The 22,360-nt window shown below is 58.7% G+C and carries 18 protein-coding genes; 16 read left to right on the forward strand and 2 right to left on the reverse strand.

Translation table 11 applies throughout. From position 1 onward, the window contains the following. Nucleotides 1-151: 151 nt before the first annotated feature. Nucleotides 152-2,854, reverse strand: a complete 2,703-nt coding sequence (locus tag C8K63_RS10580) for a [protein-PII] uridylyltransferase (protein ID WP_108216653.1) — start codon at nt 2,852-2,854, stop codon at nt 152-154. 41 nt (nt 2,855-2,895) lie between these two features. Further along, nucleotides 2,896-3,678: a type I methionyl aminopeptidase gene (gene map, locus C8K63_RS10585; protein ID WP_108216654.1), complete on the reverse strand. Its 783-nt coding sequence runs from the start codon at nt 3,676-3,678 to the stop codon at nt 2,896-2,898. 370 nt (nt 3,679-4,048) lie between these two features. On the opposite strand from map, the gene rpsB reads away from it, so the two are divergent. From rpsB to dnaE, 16 genes are all read left to right on the forward strand, one after another. Continuing rightward, nucleotides 4,049-4,786: a 30S ribosomal protein S2 gene (rpsB, locus tag C8K63_RS10590; protein ID WP_008052780.1), complete on the forward strand. Its 738-nt coding sequence runs from the start codon at nt 4,049-4,051 to the stop codon at nt 4,784-4,786. A 189-nt stretch (nt 4,787-4,975) separates the two neighbouring features. Further along, a complete protein-coding gene (gene tsf / locus C8K63_RS10595) occupies nt 4,976-5,839 on the forward strand; it encodes a translation elongation factor Ts (RefSeq protein WP_108216655.1) in 864 nt (287 codons plus the stop codon). Between the two features lie 210 nt (nt 5,840-6,049). Continuing rightward, entirely contained in the window at nt 6,050-6,793 is a 744-nt protein-coding gene (pyrH, locus tag C8K63_RS10600) for a UMP kinase (RefSeq protein ID WP_108216656.1), read from the forward strand. After that, entirely contained in the window at nt 6,790-7,347 is a 558-nt protein-coding gene (frr, locus tag C8K63_RS10605) for a ribosome recycling factor (RefSeq protein ID WP_108216657.1), read from the forward strand. Before pyrH ends, frr begins: the two co-directional genes overlap by 4 nt. A gap of 13 nt (nt 7,348-7,360) precedes the next feature. Next, nucleotides 7,361-8,116 (forward strand): polyprenyl diphosphate synthase, encoded by a 756-nt coding sequence (gene uppS / locus C8K63_RS10610; RefSeq protein WP_108216658.1) that lies wholly within the window; start codon nt 7,361-7,363, stop codon nt 8,114-8,116. After that, nucleotides 8,116-8,922: a phosphatidate cytidylyltransferase gene (locus tag C8K63_RS10615; protein ID WP_108216659.1), complete on the forward strand. Its 807-nt coding sequence runs from the start codon at nt 8,116-8,118 to the stop codon at nt 8,920-8,922. Before uppS ends, C8K63_RS10615 begins: the two co-directional genes overlap by 1 nt. Then, on the forward strand, nt 8,919-10,109 hold the full coding sequence (ispC, locus tag C8K63_RS10620; protein WP_108216660.1) for a 1-deoxy-D-xylulose-5-phosphate reductoisomerase: 1,191 nt from the start codon (nt 8,919-8,921) through the stop codon (nt 10,107-10,109). Before C8K63_RS10615 ends, ispC begins: the two co-directional genes overlap by 4 nt. Nucleotides 10,110-10,162: 53 nt before the next feature. Then, entirely contained in the window at nt 10,163-11,515 is a 1,353-nt protein-coding gene (gene rseP / locus C8K63_RS10625; RefSeq protein ID WP_108216661.1) for a sigma E protease regulator RseP, read from the forward strand. A gap of 74 nt (nt 11,516-11,589) precedes the next feature. Beyond that, nucleotides 11,590-13,980 (forward strand): outer membrane protein assembly factor BamA, encoded by a 2,391-nt coding sequence (gene bamA, locus C8K63_RS10630; RefSeq protein ID WP_108216662.1) that lies wholly within the window; start codon nt 11,590-11,592, stop codon nt 13,978-13,980. 45 nt (nt 13,981-14,025) lie between these two features. Then, complete coding sequence (locus tag C8K63_RS10635; protein ID WP_108216663.1) at nt 14,026-14,529, forward strand: OmpH family outer membrane protein; 504 nt, start codon at nt 14,026-14,028, stop codon at nt 14,527-14,529. Between the two features lie 3 nt (nt 14,530-14,532). Then, entirely contained in the window at nt 14,533-15,588 is a 1,056-nt protein-coding gene (lpxD, locus tag C8K63_RS10640) for a UDP-3-O-(3-hydroxymyristoyl)glucosamine N-acyltransferase (protein ID WP_108216664.1), read from the forward strand. A gap of 108 nt (nt 15,589-15,696) precedes the next feature. After that, nucleotides 15,697-16,137: a 3-hydroxyacyl-ACP dehydratase FabZ gene (fabZ, locus tag C8K63_RS10645; protein WP_007978374.1), complete on the forward strand. Its 441-nt coding sequence runs from the start codon at nt 15,697-15,699 to the stop codon at nt 16,135-16,137. Then, nucleotides 16,134-16,910, forward strand: coding sequence for an acyl-ACP--UDP-N-acetylglucosamine O-acyltransferase (lpxA, locus tag C8K63_RS10650; protein WP_108216665.1), 777 nt, complete (start codon nt 16,134-16,136; stop codon nt 16,908-16,910). Before fabZ ends, lpxA begins: the two co-directional genes overlap by 4 nt. Nucleotides 16,911-16,912: 2 nt before the next feature. Beyond that, nucleotides 16,913-18,043: a lipid-A-disaccharide synthase gene (gene lpxB / locus C8K63_RS10655; RefSeq protein WP_108216666.1), complete on the forward strand. Its 1,131-nt coding sequence runs from the start codon at nt 16,913-16,915 to the stop codon at nt 18,041-18,043. An 11-nt stretch (nt 18,044-18,054) separates the two neighbouring features. Beyond that, a complete protein-coding gene (gene rnhB, locus C8K63_RS10660) occupies nt 18,055-18,681 on the forward strand; it encodes a ribonuclease HII (RefSeq protein WP_108216667.1) in 627 nt (208 codons plus the stop codon). Between the two features lie 76 nt (nt 18,682-18,757). Further along, nucleotides 18,758-22,279 (forward strand): DNA polymerase III subunit alpha, encoded by a 3,522-nt coding sequence (dnaE, locus tag C8K63_RS10665; RefSeq protein WP_108216668.1) that lies wholly within the window; start codon nt 18,758-18,760, stop codon nt 22,277-22,279. The last annotated feature ends 81 nt before the right edge of the window (nt 22,280-22,360 follow it).

The following is a 22,360-nucleotide window of genomic DNA, read 5'->3' on the forward strand; positions in this document are numbered from 1 at the left end:
CAAGCCCTGTTTCCTGTAGGAGCTGGCTTGCCAGCGATGGTCGTCAACGATAACGCGTGCTTACTGGGTAAGCGTGGCGCTTTTGATTCCTTCGCTGGCAAGCCAGCTCCTACAAGGGGCAGGTTCGCCCCCCGGATAGGGGTCGGTTGATTCAGATGCTGATGCGCGTCAGTTTGATATCGGGTTCCTGGTTGACGCTCAGTTGTTCGACGATCGCATCCTGCAGGCGGCTGCACAGCAGCGGGTCGGACAGCGGCTGGTTGTTGGCGTCGGTGATGAAAAACACGTCTTCCACGCGCTCACCGAGGGTGGCGATCTTGGCGTTTTGCAGCGACAGATCGAACTCCAGGAAAATCGTGCCAATCCGCGCCAGCAGGCCCGGGCGGTCGGGCGCCGTGAGCTCCAGTACCGTCACCTGGCGCTGGGCGTCGTTGTGGATCGTTACCTGCGGCGCAAAGGCGAAATGCTTGAGCTGGCGTGGAACCCGGCGCTGGATGATGGTCGGGTAGTCGTCCGGGTTGCGCAGGGCTTCGGTCAGACCGTCACGGATTTGCTTGATCCGCGCCGGGTTATCGCCGATCGAGTCGCCGTCGGTGTCGAGCACGATGTAGGTGTCGAGGGTGAACTGGCTGGTGGAGGTGATGACCCGGGCGTCGTGAATGTTCAGGTTGAGCTGGTCCATCGCGGCCACGGTCACGGCAAAGAAGTCGTGCTGGTCGGGGGCGTAGATGAAGATTTGCGTACCACCTTCAAATTCGCGCTGGGTGGTTTCCTTGATCAGTACCAACGGCCCGCCGTCGGCCGGTTGCTGGAGGATCGCGTCGCTGTGCCAGGCCACGTCGCCGGCGGTGTGGCGCAGGAAATAGTCATCACCCAACTGCGCCCACAGTTGCTCGACATCGTCCGGGTCGGTGCCGCCGCGCACCAGGATATCCAGGGCGGCGCTCTGGGTCTGACGGATCTGTTCTTCGCGGTCCACCGGGTTCTCCAGGCCACGACGCAGGGCGCGCTTGGTCTCGGTATAGAGCTGGCGCAGCAGGCTGGCGCGCCAGGAGTTCCACAGGGTCGGGTTGGTGGCGTTGATGTCGGCGACGGTCAGCACATACAGATAGTTGAGGCGGGTTTCGTCGCCGACGATCTGTGCGAAATCGTGGATCACCTGCGGGTCGGACAAGTCCTTGCGCTGGGCGGTGGTCGACATCACCAGGTGGTTTTGCACCAGCCACACGATCAGGCGGCTGTCCCACACTGGCAGATGGTGGCGCTGGCAAAAGGCCTCGGCATCCACGGCGCCGATGTCCGAGTGATCGCCATGCCGGCCTTTGCCGATGTCGTGGTACAGGCCGGCCATGTAGATCAGCTCGGGTTTGGGCAGCTTGCCCATGAGCTTGCTGGCCAGCGGGAATTTTTCCGACACCTGGGTGTACTGCAACTTACGCAGGTGTTTGATCAGGTTCAGGGTGTGCGCGTCGACCGTATAGATGTGGAACAGGTCGTGTTGCATCTGCCCGACGATAAAACCGAATTCGGGTAGATAGCGCCCCAGGATGCCGTAACGGTTCATTCGCCGCAGGTTGCGGTGGATGCCGATCTTGCATTTGAACAATTCGATAAACAGGCTGGTATTGCGAATATCGTTGCGGAAGTCGTCGTCGATCAGGTGACGGTGCTCCCGCAGCAGACGAATGGTGTCGGCGCGCACGCCCTTGATTTCCGGCTGCTGGGCCATCAGCACGAAGATTTCGAGCATGGCGAACGGCGTGCGGCGGAAGACGTTGTCGTGGCGTGCTTCGATGTAGCCGTCATGCAGCTGGAAGCGCGAGTTGATCGGCTGCGGCGGCGCTTGGTCTTCCGGTGCGAGGATGACTTCCTCGAAGTGCTGGATGATCAGGTCGCTGAGCTGGGCGATGCTCATCACCACCCGGTAATACTGCTGCATGAAATTTTCGATGGCTTGTTTGGCGTCGTCGCCTTTGAAGCCCAGCAGTCCGGCAATGGTGCGCTGGTGATCGAACAGCAGGCGGTCTTCGGAGCGGCCGGCGAGCATGTGCAGGGCATAGCGAACCTTCCACAGGAACTCCTGGGAAGAGGCGAGCAGGGCATTTTCACTCTCGACCAGGAATCCTTCGCCCGCCAGTGCCCGCAAGTTCAGGGTGCCGTACTCGCGACGGGCCACCCACAAGATCGTCTGGATATCCCGCAGGCCGCCGGGCGAGCCTTTGACGTTGGGTTCCAGGTTGTATTCGGTGTCGTTGTACTTGTGGTGGCGGGCCTTTTGTTCGGCACGCTTGGCCAGGAAGAAGTCCTTGCTCGGCCACATGTGCGCGGTGCTGGTGGCGTCCAGCATGCGCTGGCGCAAATGCTCGGGGCCGGCGATGGTGCGGCTTTCCATCAGGTTGGTGACGACCGTCAGGTCGGCGCGGGCTTCGATGGCGCACTCGTCGACCGAGCGAACGCTCTGACCGACCTCCAGGCCGATGTCCCACAGCAGCGTCAGAAAACGCTCGATGGAATCGCGGAAAACTTCATGGTCGGCGCTGTCCAGCAGGATCAGCAAATCGATATCGGAGTAAGGATGCAATTCACCACGGCCGTAGCCGCCGACCGCAACCAGTGCGATGTCGGCGTCCTCGCTCCAGCTGAACTGATCCCAGGCTTTCTGCAGGATGTTGTCGACGAACCAGGCGCGATCCTCGATCAGCCGGCGAATGTCGCGGCCGCTACGAAAGCGCGCGTCAAGCACCTCGCGGGCCTGGCGGATCGCCTTCTTGAAGGCCGCGATCGGGCTAGCCTTCAGGGCCAGTTCAGCCTGGAACTGGCCGCGGTCGAAGAGTTCGGGATCCACCTGCGGCATCGATTGGCTTTCCTTTCTGTAGGCGATGTACGGTAACGGGATCAGGCCGAAACGCGAGGGATGGTGTCATCGCTGCGCAGGGTGAAGATCTCGTAACCGGTTTCGGTCACCAGCAGGGTGTGCTCCCACTGTGCCGAGAGCTTGCGGTCCTTGGTGATCGCGGTCCAGCCGTCGCCCAGTACCTTGGTGTCGGCACGGCCCTGGTTGATCATCGGCTCGATGGTGAAGGTCATGCCGGCCTTGAGTTCCATGCCGGTGCCCGCGCGGCCGTAGTGCAAAATCTGCGGCTCTTCGTGGAACACCTTGCCGATACCGTGGCCGCAGAACTCGCGAACCACCGAGAATCCGTTTTTTTCAGCGTGCTTCTGGATGATTTCACCGATGTCGCCCAGGCGGCAGCCGGGTTTGACGATTTCAATCGCCTTGTACATGCACTCCTGAGTCACCTTGGACAGGCGCTCGGCCCAGACCGGCACGGTGCCGACGTGGAACATGCGGCTGGTGTCGCCGTGGTAACCGTCCTTGATGACGGTGACGTCGATGTTCAGGGTATCGCCATCTTTCAGCGGCTTGTCGTTCGGGATGCCGTGGCAGACTACGTGGTTGATCGACGTGCAGATCGACTTCGGATAACCCTTGTAGTTGAGCGGGGCAGGGATGGCTTTCTGCTCGTTGACGATGTAGTCGTGGCAGATCTGGTCCAGTTGGTCGGTGGTAACGCCCGGCTTGACATATTCGGCAATCATTTCCAGCACATCGGCGGCCAGTTTGCCGGCGATACGCATTTTGGCAATATCCTCGGGGGTTTTGAGGGTGACGGTCATACAGGCTCTCTCTGCGCCAGGCGGCGCTTTCTAAACGGAAAGGGCATTGCGCGATCGATCTTCGCAGCCCTGAAAATGCGATTCTACCAGACGATCAGCGCAAATCCGCGCCTGTGTGCATCGCTTCTCTCTATAGAATGGTGCATTCTTGGCGGATTCCAAGGGATGGAACAAAGCGCCCGCCAGGATTTCAGAATCCGGGTTTCGTTTTGCCCTGCCTTGTGATATAAAATGCGCCGCTTTCCGGGGATGTCCCGAAAAGCCTAAATCCACACACGTGTCGACACGATGACCTGGGTGCCTTCAGCTGATGCTGCTGGTTGGTCATTGGGATACGTGGAGGCCAAACCCGACTTATTAAGGAACTATCATGTCCCAAGTCAACATGCGCGATATGCTGAAGGCCGGTGTGCACTTCGGTCACCAGACCCGTTACTGGAACCCGAAAATGGGCAAGTACATTTTCGGCGCGCGTAACAAGATCCACATCATCAACCTTGAAAAAACCCTGCCAATGTTCAACGAAGCTCTGACTTTCGTAGAGCGTCTGGCCCAGGGCAAAAACAAGATTCTGTTCGTCGGCACCAAGCGTTCCGCTGGCAAGATCGTTGCTGAAGAAGCAGCACGTTGCGGTTCGCCGTACGTCGATCACCGCTGGTTGGGCGGCATGCTGACCAACTTCAAGACCATTCGTGCTTCCATCAAGCGTCTGCGTGACCTTGAAGTTCAAGCAGAAGACGGTACTTTCGCCAAGCTGACCAAGAAAGAAGCGCTGATGCGCACTCGTGACCTGGAAAAGCTGGATCGTTCCCTGGGTGGTATCAAGGACATGGGCGGTCTGCCAGACGCTCTGTTCGTTATCGACGTTGATCACGAGCGTATCGCGATCACCGAAGCCAACAAGCTGGGCATCCCGGTTATCGGCGTAGTCGATACCAACAGCAGCCCGGAAGGCGTTGACTACATCATCCCAGGCAACGATGACGCAATCCGCGCTATCCAGCTGTACATGGGTTCGATGGCTGACGCTGTCATCCGCGGTCGCAACAATGTTGCCGGCGGCACCGTTGAGTTCGCAGCTGAAGAAACTCAGGCTGCAGCTGAGTAATTGACGCCCTGGCGTTGACTCAGTAAGCAAAAAGGGGGCTTGGCCCCCTTTTTGCCACCTCGAAAACCATTTGTCGGCGCCCACTGCTCTATCTGTAACGTGCGGCAGCTAACAAGGGTGGTTCGGGAAGAATTGATCGCCCGTTCGATCGGGTGGAATGGTTGAAAACCTATCCAAGAGGATTTTGAAATGGCAGAGATTACTGCAGCGTTGGTCAAAGAACTGCGCGAGCGTACCGGCGAAGGCATGATGGATTGCAAAAAGGCCTTGACCAAGGCTGGCGGCGACATCGAGAAAGCCATTGATGACATGCGTGCTTCGGGCGCCATCAAGGCTGCCAAGAAAGCCGGCAACGTTGCCGCTGAAGGCGCAATCGCGCTGAAGGAAGACGGTAAATCCGCCGTTCTGCTGGAAGTGAACTCGCAGACCGACTTCCTGGCCCTGCAGGACGACTTCAAGGAATTTGTTGCAGCAAGCGTTGAAAAAGCGTTCGCCGACAAGTTGACTGATGTTGCTCCGCTGATCGAAGCTCAAGAAACTGCTCGCCTGGTACTGGTCGGCAAGGTTGGCGAAAACGTCAACATCCGTCGTCTGGCACGCGTTGAAGGTGACGTTGTCGGTGGCTACCTGCACGGCAACAAGATCGGTGTTGCAGTTGTCCTGAAAGGCGGCAGTGTTGAGCTGGCCAAGGACATCGCTATGCACGTAGCGGCTACCAATCCTGAATTCCTGCTGCCATCGGAAGTTTCCGCTGAAGCGATCGAGCGCGAGAAAGGCGTGTTCCTGACGCTGAACGCTGACAAGATCGCCGGCAAGCCGGAAAACATCGTTGAAAACATGGTCAAAGGCCGTATCAGCAAGTTCCTGGCCGAAGCCAGCCTGGTTGAGCAGGCGTTCGTCAAGAACCCTGAAATCAAGGTCGGCGAACTGGCCAAGAAAGCCGGCGCTGAAATCGTTTCCTTCACTTACTTCAAAGTAGGCGAAGGCATCGAGAAGCCAGTGGACAACTTCGCAGAAGAAGTTGCTGCCCAGCTGGCTGCCGCCAAGCAATAAGACGGTTTTTTAACTGTCGCCCAGAAGAGGCTGCCCGCTCACGCGCGCAGCCTCTTTTCAGATGGGGCACCAATTTTTAATTGGTTTCCGTTTGGAACTGACTTACAAAGCCATGTTCCGATGGCGCTGAAGCAGCGCCAAGCTAGATTGAACGCCAGCTGTAAACAGCTCGCAAAGAATTTTTAAAATACGCCGCAGGAGAGATTCGCAATGGCTCAGCAGGGCAGTGGTTATCAGGCTCGCTATAAACGCATTCTACTCAAGCTTAGCGGCGAGGCCCTGATGGGCTCGGAAGAGTTCGGGATCGACCCGAAAGTTCTGGATCGCATGGCATTGGAAGTTGGCCAACTGGTCGGCATCGGTGTTCAGGTCGGTCTGGTCATCGGTGGTGGCAACCTGTTCCGCGGCGCGGCGCTCAGCGCGGCGGGCATGGATCGGGTTACCGGCGACCACATGGGCATGCTGGCCACTGTGATGAACGCCCTGGCAATGCGCGACGCGCTGGAACGTGCCAATATCTCGGCCATCGTGATGTCGGCCATTTCCATGGTAGGCGTGACCGATCACTACGATCGCCGCAAGGCCATGCGCCACTTGAACTCCAAGGACGTGGTGATTTTCGCGGCCGGTACGGGTAACCCGTTCTTTACGACGGATTCGGCTGCCTGCCTGCGTGCAATCGAAATCGATGCCGATGTCGTGCTCAAGGCGACCAAGGTCGATGGCGTCTACACCGCAGACCCGTTCAAAGACCCGCATGCCGAGAAGTTCGATCATCTGACGTACGATGAAGTGCTGGATCGCAAGCTGGGTGTGATGGATCTGACGGCGATTTGCCTGTGCCGCGACCACAAGATGCCGCTACGCGTATTTAACATGAACAAGCCCGGCGCCCTGCTGAACATCGTGCATGGCGGCGCTGAAGGAACCCTGATCGAGGAAGGCGAACAATGATCAACGAAATCAAGAAAGACGCTAAAGAGCGCATGCAGAAGTCCGTGGAATCGCTGGCGCACAATTTCGGTCGCATTCGTACCGGCCAGGCGCACCCGAGCATCCTGGAAGGCGTGATGGTGCCGTACTACGGCGCCGACACCCCGATCAAGCAAGTGGCCAACATCACCGTCAAGGACGCCCGTACCCTGCAAGTCGTCGCCTTCGAGCGCAACATGCTGGGTGCTGTCGACAAGGCGATCGGTAGCGCGGGTCTGAACCTGAACCCGACCAACCTAGGCGAGCTGCTGCTGATCTCCATGCCTGCACTGACTGAAGAAACCCGTCGTGGCTTCACCAAGCAGGCTCGCGACGTTGCTGAGGATGCCCGTGTAGCGGTGCGCAACATCCGTCGTGATGCCAACAGCCAGCTCAAGGATCTGGTCAAGGAAAAAGAAATCAGCGAAGACGAAGAGCGTCGTGCCACTGGCGAGATTGACGATCTGACCAAGAAGTTCGTGGCCGAAATCGACGCGAAGCTGGCAGAGAAAGAAAAAGACCTGATGGCCGTATAAGGGTCGCGTTTTCATGGAAAAGACCAAGCAGACTGCACCGTCCGCGGTGCCGCGCCATGTCGCGATTATCATGGATGGTAACAATCGCTGGGCGAAGAAGCGCTTTATGCCGGGTGTCGCCGGGCATAAAGCGGGCGTGGATGCGGTACGTGCGGTCATTGAGGTTTGTGCTGAGGCCAAGGTCGAAGTGTTGACCCTGTTCGCCTTTTCCAGCGAGAACTGGCAGCGTCCGGCCGATGAGGTCAGCGCCTTGATGGATCTGTTCTTCAGGGCGTTGCGTCGTGAGGCCAAGCGCCTCAACGACAACAACATCAGTCTGCGCATCATTGGTGACCGCTCGCGTTTTCATCCGGAGCTGCAGGCTGCCATGCGTGAAGCCGAGGCCATGACGGTTGGCGCCAATCGTTTTATCCTGCAGATCGCCGCCAATTACGGTGGTCAGTGGGATATCGCGCAAGCTGCGCAACGACTGGCGCGAGAAGTTCAGGCCGGGCACTTGCGTCCGGAAGACATCACGCCTGGACTGCTGCAGACCTGCCTGGTCACGGGCGACCTGCCGTTGCCGGACCTGTGTATCCGTACCGGTGGCGAGCACCGCATCAGCAACTTCCTGCTCTGGCAACTGGCCTATGCCGAGTTGTATTTTTCCGACCTGTTCTGGCCGGACTTCAAACACGATGCCATGCGCAATGCGCTGGCCGATTTCGCTTCCCGCCAGCGCCGCTTCGGTAAAACGAGCGAGCAGGTCGAGGCTGGAGCCCGGGTTTAATGCTTAAACAACGAATCATCACCGCGCTGATCCTGCTGCCGATTGCCTTGTGCGGGTTTTTCCTGCTTGAAGGTTCCGGTTTTGCACTGTTCATCGGTCTGGTCGTAACCCTTGGTGCCTGGGAGTGGGCGCGCCTGGCGGGTTTCGCCGCTCAGGCGTTCCGCGTCGGCTATGCCGTTGTGGTCGCATTGATGCTGTTCCTCATGTACATCCTGCCCGGCCTCGCGCCTTGGGTATTGGGGGCTTCGGTGTTGTGGTGGGCGGTGGCGACGTATCTGGTGCTGACCTATCCGCGTTCGAGCGAGCATTGGTCCAATGCGGCGACCAGGTTGGTGATCGGCCTGTTGATTCTCCTGCCGGCCTGGCAAGGCCTGGTGCAGATCAAGCAATACCCGCTGGGTAACTGGCTGATCATGGCGGTGATGGTGTTGGTCTGGGGGGCCGATGTTGGCGCCTACTTCTCTGGTCGTGCTTTCGGCAAGCGCAAGCTCGCACCGCAAGTCAGTCCGGGCAAGAGCTGGGAGGGCGTGTACGGTGGTCTGGCGCTGAGTCTGGCGATTACCGCAATGGTTGCCCTGGTGCGCGACTGGACGGTGGCCGAGCTGCTTAAAGGGCTGATCGGTGCTGCGCTGATCGTGTTCATTTCGGTGGTGGGCGACCTCACTGAGAGCATGTTCAAGCGCCAGTCCGGGATCAAGGACAGCAGCAATCTGCTTCCGGGGCACGGCGGCGTGCTGGATCGCATCGACAGCCTGACGGCAGCGATTCCGGTATTTGCCGTGCTGCTGTGGATGGCGGCCCCATGAGCCGCTCGCAACAGATTACCGTGCTGGGTGCGACCGGCTCGATTGGCCTGAGTACGCTCGACGTCATCGCTCGCCATCCTGACCGTTATCAGGTCTTTGCCTTGAGTGGCTTCACCCGCTTGAGTGAATTGCTGGCGCTCTGCGTGCGCCATGTGCCGCGATTTGCTGTCGTGCCTGAGGTCGCGGCTGCCCGCACCTTGCAGGATGATTTGCGCGCGGCAGGTCTTTCGACCCGTGTTCTGGTGGGTGAGGAAGGTTTGTGTCAGGTCGCTTCCGATCCGGAAGTCGATACGGTCATGGCGGCCATCGTCGGTGCAGCGGGATTGCGCCCGACACTGGCGGCGGTGGAGGCTGGCAAGAAGATCCTCCTGGCCAATAAAGAAGCACTGGTCATGTCCGGCGCGCTGTTTATGCAGGCGGTGCGCCAGAGCGGTTCGGTGTTGCTGCCGATCGATAGCGAGCACAACGCGATTTTTCAGTGCATGCCGCTGGATTATGCCCGTGGCCTTGAGGCGGTCGGTGTGCGTCGGATTCTGCTGACAGCTTCCGGCGGTCCGTTCCGGCAGACGCCAATGGCTGAGCTGGCGCATGTTTCTCCCGATCAGGCGTGTGCGCACCCGAACTGGTCCATGGGGCGAAAAATCTCCGTTGACTCGGCCAGCATGATGAACAAGGGGCTTGAGTTGATCGAAGCCTGCTGGCTGTTCGATGCCAGGCCATCCCAGGTCGAGGTGGTGGTTCACCCGCAAAGTGTGATCCATTCGCTGGTCGACTACGTCGATGGTTCCGTTCTGGCGCAATTGGGTAATCCGGACATGCGCACGCCCATCGCCAATGCCCTGGCCTGGCCGGAACGGATTGACTCGGGTGTGGCACCGCTGGATCTGTTTGCCATTGCACGGCTGGACTTCCAGGCACCGGATGAAGAGCGTTTCCCTTGCCTGCGTCTGGCCCGTCAGGCAGCCGAGGCGGGTAACAGTGCGCCGGCAATGCTCAATGCGGCGAACGAAGTGGCGGTGGCGGCATTTCTCGACGAACGGGTTCGTTACCCGGAAATCGCGAGTATCATCGAAGAAGTATTGAATCTGGAGCCCGTAGTGGCAGTGGGTGATCTCGAGGCAGTGTTCACGGCAGACGCGAAGGCGCGATTGCTGGCTGGACAATGGTTGAGTCGTCACGGGCGGTAAATGCTGCGGACAGTTGGCCCAGGCAGCAGCGGATCGGATTGCGGAGAAAGTAGATGAGCGCGCTCTATATGATTGTCGGCACCCTGGTTGCTCTGGGTGTGCTGGTTACCTTCCACGAGTTCGGCCATTTTTGGGTCGCGCGTCGTTGTGGGGTCAAAGTGCTGCGCTTCTCCGTAGGCTTCGGCATGCCTTTGTTGCGCTGGCACGACAAGCAAGGCACCGAATTCGTCGTCGCCGCGATCCCATTGGGCGGCTACGTCAAAATGCTCGACGAACGCGAGGGTGAAGTGCCCCTCGATCAGCTCGGCCAGACCTTCAATCGCAAATCCGTTCGTCAGCGCATTGCCATCGTAGCTGCAGGGCCGATAGCCAATTTCCTGCTGGCATTGGTGTTCTTCTGGGGTTTGGCAATGCTCGGCAGCGAGCAGGTGCGTCCAGTCATCGGGGCTGTCGAGTCCGGCAGTATTGCGGCCAAGGCGGGTTTGAGTCCCGGCCAGGAAATCGTGGCCATTGATGGTGAGGCGACTTCTGGCTGGGCGGAGGTGAATCTGCGATTGGTTCGTCGCCTGGGTGAAAGCGGCTCGTTGCAGATAATGGTTCGCGAACAGGGCTCCACGGCTGATTCTCCTCGTGAGCTTGCGCTGAACAAGTGGCTCAAAGGGGCTGACGAACCCGATCCTATCCACTCATTGGGGATTCGCCCGTGGCGCCCGGCATTGCCGCCTGTCCTGGCTGAGCTCGATCCAAAGGGGCCAGCTCAGGCTGCCGGCCTGAAGACGGGTGACCGGTTACTGGAGCTTGATGGTCATACGCTGGATGACTGGCAGCAGGTCGTCGATACCGTCCGTATGCATCCTGATACCAAAATCATGCTGCGGGTCGAGCGCGACGGTGCTCAAATCGACGTCCCGGTGACGCTGGCCGCTCGCGGCGAGAGCAAGTCACCCAGCGGTTACCTGGGGGCTGGGGTGAAGGCGGTCGATTGGCCACCGGAAATGATCCGCGAGGTCAGTTACGGGCCATTGGCAGCGATTGGCGAGGGGGCTCGACGCACCTGGACCATGAGCGTGCTGACCCTTGATTCTCTGAAGAAAATGTTGTTCGGCGAGCTCTCGGTAAAAAACTTGAGTGGACCGATAACCATTGCTAAAGTGGCGGGCGCTTCGGCCCAGTCGGGCGTTGCTGATTTCCTGAATTTCCTTGCTTATCTGAGTATTAGCCTGGGCGTTCTGAATTTGTTGCCCATTCCGGTACTGGATGGGGGGCATTTGTTGTTTTATCTGATCGAGTGGGCGCGTGGTCGTCCCTTGTCGGATCGGGTGCAAGGTTGGGGGGTACAGATCGGTATCAGTTTGGTGATCGGGGTGATGTTGCTTGCTCTGGTCAATGATCTGGGTCGATTGTAACGCTTCGCTGAATTGCGAATCTGCCGCATTTTGCGGCAGTTTGTTTATTGCCAGTTGGAATAAGAAAGGACTTCATGAAACGTCTGCTGCTAACTGCGGTTCTCACCGTATTGATGATCGCCGAAGTTCACGCCGAGTCCTTCACTATCTCTGATATTCGCGTCAATGGCCTCCAGCGGGTCTCCGCGGGGAGCGTCTTTGGTGCTTTGCCGCTGAACGTCGGTGAACAGGCGGATGATCGTCGCCTGGTGGAATCCACTCGTGCGTTGTTCAAAACCGGTTTCTTTCAAGATATCCAGCTGGGCCGCGATGGCAACGTCCTGGTCATCACGGTAGTCGAGCGCCCGTCTGTTGCCAGTATCGAGATCGAAGGTAACAAGGCGATCTCTACCGAAGACCTGATGAAAGGCCTCAAGCAATCCGGTCTGGCCGAAGGCGAGATATTCCAGCGTGCCACCCTCGAAGGTGTTCGTAACGAACTGCAGCGCCAGTACGTCGCCCAGGGTCGCTACTCGGCTACCGTCGATACCGAAGTGGTGCCGCAACCGCGTAACCGCGTCGGCCTGAAGGTCAACATCAACGAAGGTACGGTTGCCGCTATCCAGCACATCAACGTGGTGGGCAACACGGTTTTCCCCGATGAAGACCTGATCGACCTGTTCGAACTCAAGACCACCAACTGGTTGTCGTTCTTCAAGAACGACGACAAGTACGCCCGTGAAAAACTGTCCGGTGACCTGGAGCGTCTGCGTTCCTACTACCTGGACCGTGGCTATATCAACATGGATATCGCTTCGACCCAGGTCTCCATTACGCCGGACAAGAAACACGTCTACATCACCGTCAACGTCAACGAAGGCGAGAAATACACCGTTCGTGACGTCAAGCTCAGCGGCGACCTGAAAGTCCCTGAAGACCAGGTCAAGTCCCTGCTGCTGGTGCAAAAAGGCCAGGTGTTCTCGCGCAAGCTGATGACCACCACCTCCGAACTGATCACCCGCCGTCTGGGTAACGAGGGTTATACCTTCGCCAACGTCAACGGCGTGCCTCAACCGCACGATGAAGATCACACCGTAGACATCCTGTTCGCGGTCGATCCGGGCAAGCGTGCCTACGTGAACCGCATCAACTTCCGTGGCAACACCAAGTCCGAAGACGAAGTGCTGCGTCGTGAAATGCGCCAGATGGAAGGCGGCTGGGCTTCGACCTACCTGATCGACCAGTCCAAGACCCGTCTGGAACGTCTGGGTTTCTTCAAGGAAGTCAACGTTGAAACCCCGGCCGTGCCGGGTGTCGATGACCAGGTGGACGTCAACTACAGCGTTGAAGAGCAAGCCTCCGGTTCGATTACCGCCAGCGTCGGTTTCGCCCAGAGTGCCGGTCTGATCCTTGGTGGCTCGATCACCCAGAACAACTTCCTGGGTACGGGTAACAAGGTCAGCATCGGTTTGACCAAAAGCCAATACCAGACCCGCTATAACTTCGGCTTTGTAGACCCCTACTGGACCGCCGACGGCGTGAGCCTGGGTTACAACGCGTTCTACCGCACGACTGACTACGATGAGCTCGATACCGATGTCGCCAGCTACGCCGTAGACAGCCTGGGTGCCGGTGTGAGTGTCGGTTATCCAATCAGCGAGACTTCGCGTCTGACCTTCGGTCTGAATGCGCAACAGGACAAGATCAAGACCGGTCAATTCACCGTCGACGAGATTTTCGACTTCGTTAACCGTGAAGGTGATCAGTACCTGAACTTCAAGGCTTCGGCCGGCTGGTCCGAATCCACCCTGAACAAGGGTGTATTGGCGACCCGTGGTCATTCTCAAAGCTTGACGGCGGAAGCCACCATACCGGGTAGCGACCTGTCGTTCTTCAAGCTCGATTACCGTGGCCAGTTGTTCCAGCCACTGAGCGACAATTACACCATGCGCCTGCACACCGAATTGGGTTATGGCGACGGTTACGGCTCTACCGATGGCTTGCCATTCTATGAAAACTACTATGCTGGTGGTTTCAATTCGGTTCGTGGCTTCAAGGACAGCACTCTGGGTCCTCGTAGTACGCCGAGTCGTGGCGTAGGTGTAACGGGTAATGCCGGAACGGCGGCTGATCCGGACGATGATCCACTGCCGTTTGGTGGTAACGTCCTGATCCAGGGCGGTGTTGAAGTACTGTTCCCTATGCCTTTCGTCAAGGATCAGCGATCCCTGCGTACTTCGGTATTCTGGGATGTGGGTAATGTATTCGACTCCAAGTGCGAGCAGACGACCAATACCAACCCTGCGTCGAAGTCCAACACGCAGTGCAACGACATAAGCTTGAGCGATATGGCCAGTTCTGTCGGTGTGGGTGTGACCTGGGTCACCGCACTGGGTCCTCTGAGTTTCGCATTGGCCATGCCGGTCAAGAAACCGGATAACGCTGAGACTCAAGTGTTCCAATTTTCCCTCGGCCAGACGTTCTAAGCGTCTGACCCAAGATAACGACAATGAATTTTGTAGGAGTGCATCGTGCGTAAGTTGACTCAATTGGTTCTCCTGGCCAGCGTACTGGTCGCTGGTCCGGCATTTGCCGACATGAAAATTGCTGTTCTGAACTATCAGATGGCTCTGCTGGAGTCCGACGCGGCCAAGAAGTACGCCGTGGATGCCGAGAAAAAATTCGGTCCTCAGCTGACCAAGCTCAAGACTCTGGAAACCAGCGCCAAGGGCATTCAGGACCGCCTGATGTCCGGTGGCGACAAAATGCAGCAGGGCGAGCGCGAGCGTCTGGAGCTTGAATTCAAGCAAAAGGCCCGTGACTTCCAGTTCCAGTCCAAGGAACTGAACGAAGCCAAGGCCGTTGCCGACCGTGAAATGCTGAAGCAGCTCAAGCCGAAACTGGACAGCGCTGTGGAAGAAGTCATCAAGAAAGGTGCTTTTGACCTGGTCTTCGAGCGTGGCGCAGTGATTGATGTCAAGCCTCAGTACGACATCACGCGCCAGGTTATCGAGCGCATGAATCAGCTGAAGTAATCCATGACCGTGACCATTAAGCTCGGCCAGTTGGCCGAGTTCCTCGGCGCCACGCTACGTGGCGATCCCGAGAAAGCAATTACTGGGCTAGCCACCTTGCAGGAGGCTGGCCCAGCTCAGTTGAGCTTTCTCGCAAACCCCCAATACCGTAAGTACCTGGCAGGCAGCCAGGCTGCAGCCTTGTTGCTGAAAGCCGCTGACGCCGAAGGTCATTGCGGGGATGTACTGGTGGTGCCGGATCCGTATGCGGCCTACGCACGTGTTTCCCACCTGTTCGATCCCAAGCCCAAGGCCGCTGCCGGCATACATCCCACGGCAGTGATCGCTGCGGATGCGGTCGTCGATCCTGCGGCGAGTATCGGTGCTTTTGTGGTGATCGAAAGCGGTGCGCAGGTTGCAGCCGGTACGACTGTCGGTGCGCATTGCTTCATCGGTGCTCGCAGCGTGGTGGGTGAGGGTGGCTGGCTCGCGCCGCGTGTGACCCTGTATCACGACGTTCGCGTCGGCAAACGGGTCGTCATTCAGTCCGGAGCGGTGCTCGGAGGCGAAGGCTTTGGTTTTGCCAATGAAAAAGGTATCTGGCAGAAAATCGCCCAGATCGGTGGCGTGTTGATCGGCGATGACGTTGAAATCGGCGTGAATACAGCTATAGATCGCGGTGCGCTGGCCGATACCATCATCGGCAACGGTGTGAAGCTCGACAACCAGATTCAGATTGCCCACAACGTTCAGGTCGGTGATCACACCGCCATGGCGGCGTGCGTCGGGATCTCCGGCAGCACCAGGATCGGCAAGCACTGCATGCTCGCCGGTGGCGTAGGGCTGGTGGGGCACATCGACATTTGTGACAACGTTTTCATTACCGGGATGACCATGGTGACCCACTCGATTACCGAGCCGGGTGCCTATTCTTCGGGTACGGCCATGCAGCCGGCGGCCGAGTGGCGCAAAAGCGCAGCACGCATTCGTCAGCTCGATGACATCGCGCGGCGTCTGCGCCAGCTGGAAAAGCAAGTAGGGGAAGTGACCCCTGACGGTAATGCTTCATCAGATGGCTGATACCATTTCCATATCAAGTGTGCACAGCCGCTAGACTGCCTCCTTGATTTGCTAGCGGAACGTGCGTCAGTCGCGCGCTCCCAATCTTTACATAGGCTTCCCCCCGAAATGATGGACATCAACGAGATTCGCGAATACCTGCCTCACCGTTACCCGTTCCTGCTGGTGGACCGGGTAGTGGAGCTGGATGTTGAAGGCAAGCGCATTCGCGCCTACAAGAATGTCAGCATCAACGAACCGTTCTTCAATGGTCACTTCCCTGCGCATCCAATCATGCCTGGCGTATTGATCATCGAAGCAATGGCTCAGGCTGCCGGGATCCTTGGTTTCAAAATGCTCGACGTGAAACCGGCCGACGGCACTCTTTATTACTTCGTCGGTTCCGACAAGCTGCGCTTCCGCCAGCCGGTTCTGCCGGGCGATCAGCTGATCCTTGAAGCCAAGTTCATTAGCTGCAAGCGTCAAATCTGGAAGTTCGAATGCCAGGCTTCGGTCGACGGCAAGCCTGTCTGCTCCGCTGAAATCATCTGCGCGGAACGCAAGCTATGAGTTTGATTGACCCTCGTGCAATCATCGATCCGACAGCCGTTCTGGCTGACGGCGTCGAGGTCGGCCCGTGGTCGATCGTCGGCGCAGGTGTGGAAATCGGCGAGGGGACAGTCATCGGGCCGCACGTGATCCTCAAGGGTCCGACGCGAATCGGTAAGCACAATCGCATCTACCAGTTTTCCTCGGTGGGCGAAGACACACCTGACCTGAAGTACAAGGGCGAGGAAACCCGCCTGGTGATTGGTGATCACAACATCATCCGCGAAGGCGTGACGATTCACCGTGGCACCATCCAGGACCGTTCGGAAACGACCCTGGGCGATCACAACCTGATCATGGCCTATGCCCACATCGGCCACGACAGCGTTATCGGCAACCACTGCATCCTGGTGAACAACACCGCACTGGCGGGCCATGTGCATGTGGAAGACTGGGCGATCCTTTCCGGTTTTACCCTGGTTCACCAGTATTGCCATATTGGCGCCCACAGCTTTTCAGGCATGGGTACTGCAATCGGCAAGGATGTTCCTGCGTATGTCACTGTGTTCGGTAACCCGGCCGAAGCCCGCAGCATGAACTTCGAGGGCATGCGCCGTCGCGGTTTCAGCGAAGATGCGATTCACGCCCTGCGTCGTGCCTATAAGGTGGTTTACCGCCAGGGTCTGACCGTGGAGCAGGCGCTCGTCGAACTGTCCGAGCCTTCTGCGCAGTTCCCGGAAGTAGCGGTGTTCCGCGACTCCATCCAGTCTTCGACCCGCGGCATCACCCGCTAATCATGGCCAATCTGCGTATTGCGCTGGTAGCGGGCGAGGCTTCCGGCGACATTCTGGGCGCGGGCCTCATGCGCGCACTCAAGGCTCGTCACCCGATGGTCGAATTCATTGGCGTCGGTGGTCCGCTGATGCAGGCCGAAGGCCTGACCCCGTACTTCCCGATGGAACGTCTGTCCGTCATGGGTCTGGTGGAAGTGCTGGGCCGGTTACGCGAGTTGCTGGCACGGCGCAAGAAGCTGGTCACCGACCTGATCGACGCGAAACCCGATGTGTTCATCGGTATCGACGCGCCAGACTTCAACCTCAATATCGAACTCAAGCTGCGCCAGGCCGGGATCAAGACCGTGCATTACGTCAGCCCGTCGGTCTGGGCCTGGCGGCAGAAGCGGGTGCTGAAGATTCGCGAAGGTTGCGACCTGATGCTCACTCTGTTCCCGTTCGAAGCCAGATTCTACGAAGAGAAGGGCGTACCGGTGCGGTTCGTCGGTCATACCCTGGCCGACGCCATTCCACTCGAAGCCAATCGCAGCGCAGCGCGGGCCGAACTTGGTTTGCCTGACGGGCCGCTGGTGGCGTTGATGCCCGGCAGCCGCGGTGGTGAAGTTGGTCGACTCGGCGCGTTGTTCCTCGATACGGCCCAGCGCTTGCGTACGCTGCACCCGGGCGTGCGGTTTGTCATGCCTTGCGCCAGTCCGCAGCGCCGGGCTCAACTGGAGGAGTTGCTGGCCGGCCGTGATCTGCCGCTGACCTTGCTCGATGGCAACTCACATCTGGCCCTGGCAGCCTGCGACGCCGTGCTGATTGCCTCCGGAACCGCAACGCTTGAAGCATTGCTGTACAAGCGGCCGATGGTGGTTGCCTACCGTCTGGCACCGCTGACGTTCTGGATTCTCAAGCGCATGGTGAAAAGCCCCTACATTTCATTGCCGAACTTGCTGGCCCAGCGTCTGTTGGTGCCCGAGTTGCTGCAGGACGATGCCACGGTCGAAGCGCTGGCCCAGACCTTGTCACCGCTGATCGAAGGCGGTGAAGAGCAGACCCGTGGCTTTGATGAGATTCACCGGACCCTGCGTCTGGATGCCTCCAACCAGGCTGCGGACGCAGTTTTGAACCTGATCGGCCAAGTTAAATGAGTAAAACAAGCATGCAGATGGGGCTGGATTTCACCTTGGTCGCGCAAGTCGAAGAATTGGTTGCCGGTGTCGATGAAGTCGGTCGCGGCCCGCTCTGTGGTGCGGTAGTGACAGCAGCGGTGATCCTCGATCCGAACCGCCCGATCCTCGGCCTGAACGATTCGAAGAAACTCACCGAAGCCCGCCGCGAAAAGCTCTACGACGAAATCTGCGAAAAAGCCCTGAGCTGGTGTATCGCTCGCGCCGAAGTCGAAGAAATCGACGAACTCAATATCCTGCACGCCACCATGCTGGCCATGCAGCGTGCGGTCGCCGGGCTGCATATCCAGCCGAAGCTGGCGATGATCGACGGCAACCGTTGCCCGAAACTGCCGATGCGCTCCGAAGCCGTGGTCAAGGGCGATAGCAAGGTTCCAGCTATCGCCGCCGCATCGATTCTGGCCAAGGTCAGTCGCGACCGGGAAATGGCCGCGTTCGAATTGATCTACCCGGGTTACGGCATTGGCGGCCACAAGGGCTACCCGACCCCCGTTCATCTGGAAGCGCTCGCCCGTCTTGGTCCGACCCCGATTCACCGGCGTTCGTTTGCCCCGGTGCGGCTGGCGTATGAGGCGCGGGAAGGTCTCATCGAGAGTTAGTCGCGAGGCTGATGTTTTACTCAAGGCCCGGTACAATCCGGGCCTTGTTGTCTTTACGTTCTCAGACAGGATCACTATGCCGGCTTCATTCGTTCACCTACGCCTGCACACTGAATACTCCCTGGTCGACGGTCTGGTGCGGATCAAGCCGCTGGTCAAGACCCTGGTCGGCATGAACATGCCTGCCGTAGCGGTCACTGACCAGAACAACATGTGTTCCCTGGTCAAATTCTATAAAAACGCCATGGGTGCCGGGATCAAGCCGATCTGCGGTGCCGACCTGTGGCTGTCGAACAAGGATCCGGACAACCCGCTGAGCCGGATCAGCCTGCTGGTGATGAATGCCGAAGGCTATCGCAACCTCACAGAACTGATTTCCCGCGGCTATATAGATGGTCAGCGCAACGGCTCGATCATCATCGAGCGCGAATGGGTCGCTGAAGCCAATGCGGGCCTGATCATGCTCTCGGCGGCCAAAGAAGGCGAGATCGGCCAGGCCATGCTCAGCGGCAATCCCGCCGAGGCCGAAACCCTTGCCCGCGAATGGATGGACGTGTTTCCGGATCGTTTCTACCTGGAAATCCAGCGCACCAATCGCCCGAACGATGAAGAACAGCTGCACGGCGCCGTGGCCCTGGCCGAGAAGCTCGGTGCGCCGCTGGTGGCGACCAATGACGTACGCTTCATCAAGCAGGAAGACTTCGCCGCCCACGAAACCCGCGTTTGCATCGGTGAAGGCCGCGCCCTCGACGATCCACGGCGTTCGAAGAATTACAGCGATCAGCAGTACCTCAAAAGCGCCGAGGAAATGGCCGAGCTGTTCAGCGACATTCCCGAGGCGCTGGAAAACACCGTCGAGATCGCCAAGCGCTGCAACATCGAAGTGAAGCTGGGCACGCACTTCCTGCCCAACTTCCCGATCCCCGATGGCATGACCATCGACGAGTACTTCCGCAAGGTGTCCTTCGACGGTCTGGAGGAGCGGCTTAGCGTTCTGCTGCCCAGGGACACCACCGAAGACTACGAAGCCAAGCGCCAGGTCTATGTCGACCGGCTGAATTTCGAGCTGGATATCATTATCCAGATGGGGTTCCCCGGGTACTTCCTGATCGTGATGGACTTTATCCAGTGGGCCAAGAACAACGGCGTACCGGTAGGTCCTGGCCGTGGATCGGGTGCCGGGTCGCTGGTGGCCTATGTGCAGAAGATCACCGACCTCGACCCGCTGGAATACGACCTGCTGTTCGAACGATTCCTCAACCCGGAACGGGTTTCCATGCCCGACTTCGACGTCGACTTCTGCATGGATGGTCGTGACCGGGTGATCGACTACGTGGCCGAGAAGTACGGCCGCAATGCGGTAAGCCAGATCATCACCTTCGGTTCCATGGCCGCCAAGGCTGTGGTCCGCGACGTGGCGCGGGTGCAGGGCAAGTCCTATGGCCTGGCGGATCGCCTGTCGAAGATGATTCCGTTCGAAGTCGGCATGACCCTGGAAAAAGCCTACGAGCAGGAAGAGATCCTGCGCGATTTCATCAAGGTCGATGAAGAGGCTGCGGAAATCTGGGAAATGGCCCGCAAGCTCGAAGGCGTTGTGCGTAACGTCGGCAAGCACGCCGGCGGTGTGGTGATCGCGCCAACCAAGCTGACCGACTTCTCGCCGATCTATTGCGACGAAGCCGGTGACGGCCTGGTAACCCAGTTCGACAAGGACGACGTCGAAGCGGCCGGTCTGGTGAAGTTCGACTTCCTCGGCCTGCGAACCCTGACGATCATCGACTGGGCGCTGAAAACCATCAACCGCGACCGCGCCAAGGTCAACGAGCCGCCACTGGATATCGCGTTCATCCCGCTGGACGACAAGCCGACCTACACCCTGCTGCAAAAAGCCGAAACCACGGCGGTGTTCCAGCTTGAATCCCGGGGCATGAAAGAGCTGATCAAGAAGCTCAAGCCCGACTGCCTGGAAGACTTGATCGCACTGGTGGCGTTGTTCCGTCCGGGCCCGCTGCAATCGGGCATGGTGGACGACTTCATCAACCGTAAGCACGGCCGCGCCGAGCTGGCGTACCCGCACTCGGACTACCAGTACGAAGGCCTCAAGCCTGTACTGGCACCGACTTACGGCATCATCCTGTATCAGGAACAGGTGATGCAGATTGCCCAGGTCATGGCCGGTTACACCCTCGGTGGCGCGGACATGCTGCGTCGCGCCATGGGTAAGAAAAAACCCGAGGAAATGGCCAAGCAGCGCGGCGGTTTCATTGAAGGTTGCGCCACCAACAATATCGATGCGGACCTCGCCGGTAACATCTTCGACCTGGTGGAAAAATTCGCCGGTTACGGCTTCAACAAGTCCCACTCCGCCGCTTATGGTCTGGTGTCGTACCAGACCGCATGGCTGAAAGCGCATTACCCGGCGCCGTTCATGGCCGCGGTACTTTCGGCGGATATGCACAACACCGACAAGGTCGTGACCTTGATCGAAGAAGTGCGGACCATGAAGCTGCGTCTCGACGCGCCGGACGTGAACACGTCCGAATTCAAGTTCACGGTGAACGACGAAGGCCGGATCATTTACGGTCTGGGTGCCATCAAGGGTGTGGGTGAGGGCCCGGTCGAGGCGATCACCGAAGCGCGTCTGGCCGGTCCGTTCAAGGACCTGTTCGATTTCTGCGCCCGGGTCGACCTCAAACGCATCAACAAGCGCACCCTTGATGGCTTGATCCGCAGCGGCGCGCTGGATCGCCTCGGGCCGTATTTCCACGATGAGCAGAAAGCCTACCAGGCCAACATCGACCGCAATCGAGCGGTGCTGCTGACGGCCATGGAAGAAGCGATCAAGGCGGCCGAACAAACTGCACGCACCCAGGACAGCGGTCACTCCGACCTGTTCGGCGGTCTGTTTGTCGAAGAAGACGCCGACGTCTACGCCAATCACCGCAAGGCCAAGGAGCTGACCCTCAAGGAGCGCCTGAAAGGGGAGAAAGATACCCTCGGCCTGTACCTGACCGGTCACCCGATCGACGAGTACGAAGGTGAAATCCGTCGCTTTGCCCGTCAGCGCATCATCGACCTGAAACCGGCGCGCGATACCCAGACGGTCGCTGGGATGATCATCGCCTTGCGGGTGATGAAGAACAAAAAGGGCGACAAGATGGGGTTCATCACCCTCGACGACCGCTCAGGACGGATCGAGGCCTCGCTGTTTTCCGAAGCATTCCACTCCGCGCAGTCGCTGTTGCAGACCGACGCGATGGTGGTGGTCGAAGGCGAGGTCAGCAATGACGACTTCTCCGGTGGCCTGAAGTTGCGGGTCAAGCGGGTGATGAGCATGGAAGATGCGCGCACCAACCTGGCCGAAAGCCTGCGCCTGAAGTTGCACGCCAAGGACCTCAAGGGCGATCAGCTACGCTGGCTGGGTGAACTGTTGAAGCGTCACCGCGGTGCTTGTCCGATCACCATGGATTACACCAGCCCTGATGCGAAGGCCTTGTTGCAGTTCGGCGAAGGCTGGCGGATCGATCCGGCGGATGCGTTGATTCAAGCCCTGCGTGACCAGTTCGGGCGAGACAACGTCTTCCTCCAATACCGTTGACCGGCAGGTGATATCAGAGCGCCTGCCCGCAACCTGAATTTTTAATCTCGACCTCAACGCGCCTCTCCCTTAAGGTAGGGC

It is taken from the genome of Pseudomonas sp. GV085, from assembly GCF_003050925.1.
Lineage (GTDB): Bacteria > Pseudomonadota > Gammaproteobacteria > Pseudomonadales > Pseudomonadaceae > Aquipseudomonas.